Source organism: Streptomyces ossamyceticus (assembly GCF_001418475.1).
Taxonomy (GTDB): domain Bacteria; phylum Actinomycetota; class Actinomycetes; order Streptomycetales; family Streptomycetaceae; genus Streptomyces; species Streptomyces ossamyceticus.
The window spans coordinates 1-4,492 of the sequence record NZ_LIQX01000635.1 but is presented as its reverse complement, the minus strand read 5'-3'; the positions used below and the strand labels follow the sequence as shown (position 1 = coordinate 4,492).

Here is a 4,492-nt window from a genome sequence, read left to right as displayed (position 1 = left end):
GAACGCTGCCAGGCGAGCGGCAGCGCCACCGCTCTCGTGACCCGCCCGGCCAACGTGCGGTACCTCACGGGCGCGGCCCCCCGCGGCGCCGTCCTCCTGCTCGGCGTGGCCGAGGACGTCCTCCTCTGCGGCGCACCCCCGAGGGGCGACAGCTTTGAGGGGCGGCCCGACGACGCCGTCCGCGTCCAGCTGCTGCCGAAGCCCAGCGGCGACCCGGCGGTCACGGCCGCCGACCTCGTCACGGCCGCCGGCGCCGAGTCCCTCGCTGTGGAGGAGCACCACCTCACCGTGGCCCGGCACCGAGCGCTCCGCTCCGTCGCCCCGCGGCTGCGGCTCACCGACCTCGGCGGCGCGGTCGAGCAGCTCCGGGTCGTCAAGGACGAGGAGGAGATCTCCTGCCTGCGGATCGGCGCGGAGATCGCCGACCAGGCCCTCGGGGAACTCCTGGAGTCGATCCTCGTCGGCCGTACCGAACGCCACCTCGCCCTCGAACTGGAGCGTCGCCTCGTCGACCACGGCGCCGACGGCCCCGCCTTCGCCACCTCCGTCGCCACGGGCCCGAACTCCGGCCGCCGCGGCCATCTCCCCACCGATCGCCGCGTCGAGGAGGGCGACTTCCTCTCCGTGTGCCTCGGCGCCGTCTACCGCGGCTACCGCTGCGAGATCGGCCGGACCTTCGTCATCGGGACCTCGCCGGCCGACTGGCAGATCGAGCTCTACGACCTTGTCTTCGCAGCCCAGCGGGCCGGCCGCGAGAGCCTCGTCCCCGGCGCCGCCTACCGCGCCGTAGACCGCGCGGCCCGTCACGTACTGGACTCCGCGGGTCACGGCGCGGACCTCCCGGCACTGATGGGGCACGGTGTGGGACTCGAAATCGACGAGGACCCGCAGTTGGCCCCCGCGGCCATGGGTAAACTGGACGCTTGCGTGCCGGTCACCGTCGAACCGGGGGTTCACCTCCCGGGCCGGGGCGGTGTCCGGATCGATGACACGCTCGTCGTACGCCCCGAGGCGGACGGCGGACCCGAGCTACTCACCATCACGACCAAGGAGCTGCTCGCGCTCTAGCCCTTGAGCTGCGCGCGTGCCCCGGGGTCGTCCACGTAAGTCCAGGAGATTGAAGCAACCGTGGCTTCCACGAACGACCTCAAGAACGGCATGGTGCTCAAGCTCGACGGCGGCCAGCTCTGGTCCGTCGTCGAGTTCCAGCACGTCAAGCCCGGCAAGGGCCCGGCCTTCGTGCGCACCAAGCTCAAGAACGTGCTCTCCGGGAAGGTCGTCGACAAGACCTTCAACGCCGGCGTGAAGGTCGAGACGGCCACCGTCGACAAGCGCGACATGCAGTTCTCCTACATGGACGGCGAGTACTTCGTCTTCATGGACATGGAGACCTACGACCAGCTGATGGTCGACCGCAAGGCCGTCGGCGACGCCGCCAACTTCCTGATCGAGGGCTTCACCGCCACCGTCGCGCAGCACGAGGGCGAGGTGCTCTTCGTCGAGCTGCCGGCCGCCGTCGAGCTCGTCATCCAGGAGACCGAGCCGGGCGTCCAGGGCGACCGCTCCACCGGTGGCACCAAGCCGGCGACCCTGGAGACCGGCCACCAGATCCAGGTGCCCCTCTTCATCACCACCGGTGAGAAGATCAAGGTCGACACCCGCACGAGCGACTACCTCGGCCGGGTGAACAGCTAACCGTGGCTGCCCGTAACACGGCCCGCAAGCGCGCCTTCCAGATCCTCTTCGAGGGCGACCAGCGCGGGGTCGACGTCCTCACCGTCCTCGCGGACTGGATCCGGCACTCCCGGTCCGACACCAGGCAGCCGCCGGTCAGCGAGTACACGATGCAGCTGGTCGAGGGGTACTCCGAGTACGCCAAGCGCATCGACGAGCTGATCGCGCAGTACTCGGTGGGCTGGACCCTCGACCGCATGCCGGTCGTGGACCGTAACATCCTGCGGCTCGGCGCCTACGAGCTGATCTGGGTCGACGAGACCCCGGACGCGGTGGTGCTGGACGAGATGGTGCAGCTGGCGAAGGAGTTCTCCACGGACGACTCCCCGTCGTTCGTGAACGGACTGCTCGGGCGCCTCAAGGACCTGAAGCCGTCGCTCCGCAGGGAAGCCGAATAGGGGCCCTCCCACGCGAGGCCGGCTTCCCACGCGAGGCCGACCTCCCATGGGAGGCCGTCGGCGACGCAGGCCTGTCCGCGTCACCGCCCGCCCCTTTGCGTCCCTGGAGACAGAAAACCGCCGGGGTGGCCCGAACCGAAAGGTTCCGGCCACCCCGGCGGCACGTTTCTGCTGAGCCTCGCCCGAGGGTTCAGCCCTCGTCGTGGGAGACGGCGCGACGCGCGTCCGCGTCCAGGACACCCCAGCTGATCAGCTGCTCGGTCAGGACCGAGGGGGACTGGTCATAGATGACGGCGAGTGTGCGCAGGTCGTCCTGGCGGATGGAGAGCACCTTGCCGTTGTAGTCACCGCGCTGGGACTGGATCGTCGCGGCGTACCGCTGGAGCGGGCCCGCCTTCTCGGCCGGGACGTTGGCCAGGCGCTCCAGGTCGAGGACGAGCTTCGGCGGCGGCTCGGCCGCGCCACCGGGGGTCGTCCCGGGAAGCAGCTCCTGCACAGGAACCCCATAGAAATCCGCCAGCTCCGCAAGGCGCTGCACGGTGACGGCGCGGTCGCCGCGCTCGTACGAACCGACCACGACCGCCTTCCAGCGTCCCTGGGACTTCTCCTCGACACCGTGGAGGGAAAGGCCCTGCTGGGTGCGGATGGCCCGGAGCTTGGCCCCGAGCTGTTTGGCGTATTCGCTGGACATATAGCTCCCCGGACGAAGGCTGGTGACTCACTGTGAGGTTACGCAGCGTGACTCTGCCCCGTCAAGCCGAATGGTCCGGACCGACTCTTCCGTGGTAAACGCTCTCCATTGGGCCAGGGGGGTGATCAGGGGCGTTGCCGGGGCCTGCTACCGTGGATGGCGCAAATCCGACGTCCTTTAAGATCCGTCCCGTGAGGCGGAGAAGGAGGTCCGTTTCGTATGGACACGCAGGAAAATCCGCAACAGGATCCGCAGCCGTCCGATGCCAGGCCCGTCCTCGAGGCCCCCGACATCGCACGCGTACTGACCCGCATCGCCCACGAGATCGTCGAACGCGCCAAGGGCGCCGACGACGTGGTGCTCCTCGGCATCCCGACCCGGGGCGTCTTCCTCGCCCGGAGGCTCGCCGACAAGCTGGCGGAGATCACCGACCGCAAGATCCCGGTCGGCTCGCTCGACATCACCATGTACCGCGACGACCTGCGCATGCACCCACCGCGTGCGCTGGCCCGTACGGAGATCCCCGGTGACGGGATCGACGGCCGCCTCGTCGTCCTCGTCGACGACGTCCTCTTCTCCGGCCGCACGATCCGCGCGGCGCTCGACGCGCTGAACGACATCGGCCGCCCGCGAGCGGTCCAGCTCGCGGTGCTCGTCGACCGCGGCCACCGCGAACTGCCCATCCGCGCCGACTACGTCGGCAAGAACCTCCCCACGTCGCTGCGGGAGACGGTCAAGGTCCAGCTCGCCGAGGAGGACGGTCGGGACACCGTGCTGCTCGGTGCGAAGCCGGCCGCCAGGGGCGCGCAGCAGTAGCGACCACCCGGCGTACGGCCCTGCCGTGCGCCCCGCGTCGCCCACCCGCGCGTCCGCCCGCCCGGCTGTGACCGGCCGACCGGGCCTCGCCTCCCGACACCGAATCGCCTTTACGGAGCCTGACAGATGCAGCGTCATCTCATCTCGGCCGCCGACCTCACCCGCGACGACGCCGTCCTGATCCTCGACACCGCCGAGGAGATGGCCCGGGTCGCCGACCGGCCGATCAAGAAGCTGCCGACCCTGCGCGGCCGCACGATCGTCAACCTCTTCTTCGAGGACTCCACCCGTACCCGGATCTCCTTCGAGGCCGCCGAGAAGCGCCTCTCCGCGGACGTCATCAACTTCTCCGCCAAGGGATCGAGCGTGTCCAAGGGCGAGTCCCTCAAGGACACCGCCCAGACCCTCGAAGCCATGGGTGTCGACGCCGTCGTCATCCGCCACGGCGCCTCCGGAGCGCCGTACCGCCTGGCGAACTCCGGCTGGATCGACGCCGCCGTCATCAACGCGGGCGACGGCACCCACCAGCACCCCACCCAGGCCCTGCTCGACGCCTTCACCATGCGCCGCCGCCTCGTCGGCCGGGACACCGGCCTCGGGCAGGACCTGTCCGGCAAGCGCATCACGCTCGTCGGCGACGTCCTGCACAGCCGCGTCGCCCGCTCCAACGTCGACCTGCTGCACACCCTCGGCGCCGAGGTCACCCTCGTCGCGCCGCCCACCCTGCTGCCGGTCGGCGTCGAGTCCTGGCCCTGCGAGGTGTCGTACGACCTCGACAGCACACTGCCCAAGTCCGACGCCGTGATGATGCTGCGCGTGCAGCGCGAGCGCATGCACGCCGCGTTCTTCCCCA

6 protein-coding genes are annotated in these 4,492 nt (G+C 70.1%); 5 read left to right on the top strand and 1 reads right to left on the bottom strand.

Annotated features, from left to right (window positions below):
- From AOK15_RS35405 to nusB, 3 genes are all read left to right on the top strand, one after another.
- A partial coding sequence (locus AOK15_RS35405; protein ID WP_055522454.1) for an aminopeptidase P family protein occupies positions 1–1,068 on the top strand: 1,068 nt, incomplete at its 5' end.
- Between the two features lie 60 nt (positions 1,069–1,128).
- Positions 1,129–1,695, top strand: a complete 567-nt coding sequence (gene efp, locus AOK15_RS35400) for an elongation factor P (RefSeq protein WP_055522452.1) — start codon at positions 1,129–1,131, stop codon at positions 1,693–1,695.
- A gap of 2 nt (positions 1,696–1,697) precedes the next feature.
- A complete protein-coding gene (gene nusB, locus AOK15_RS35395) occupies positions 1,698–2,132 on the top strand; it encodes a transcription antitermination factor NusB (protein WP_055522451.1) in 435 nt (144 codons plus the stop codon).
- 190 nt (positions 2,133–2,322) lie between these two features.
- Here the strand turns inward: nusB and bldD are convergent, their stop codons facing one another.
- Complete coding sequence (bldD, locus tag AOK15_RS35390; RefSeq protein ID WP_055522449.1) at positions 2,323–2,823, bottom strand: transcriptional regulator BldD; 501 nt, start codon at positions 2,821–2,823, stop codon at positions 2,323–2,325.
- A 219-nt stretch (positions 2,824–3,042) separates the two neighbouring features.
- On the opposite strand from bldD, the gene pyrR reads away from it, so the two are divergent.
- Positions 3,043–3,639: a bifunctional pyr operon transcriptional regulator/uracil phosphoribosyltransferase PyrR gene (gene pyrR, locus AOK15_RS35385; protein ID WP_055522447.1), complete on the top strand. Its 597-nt coding sequence runs from the start codon at positions 3,043–3,045 to the stop codon at positions 3,637–3,639.
- A gap of 126 nt (positions 3,640–3,765) precedes the next feature.
- Positions 3,766–4,492 (top strand): aspartate carbamoyltransferase catalytic subunit (locus tag AOK15_RS35380; protein ID WP_055522445.1); only part of this gene is annotated, 727 nt, incomplete at its 3' end.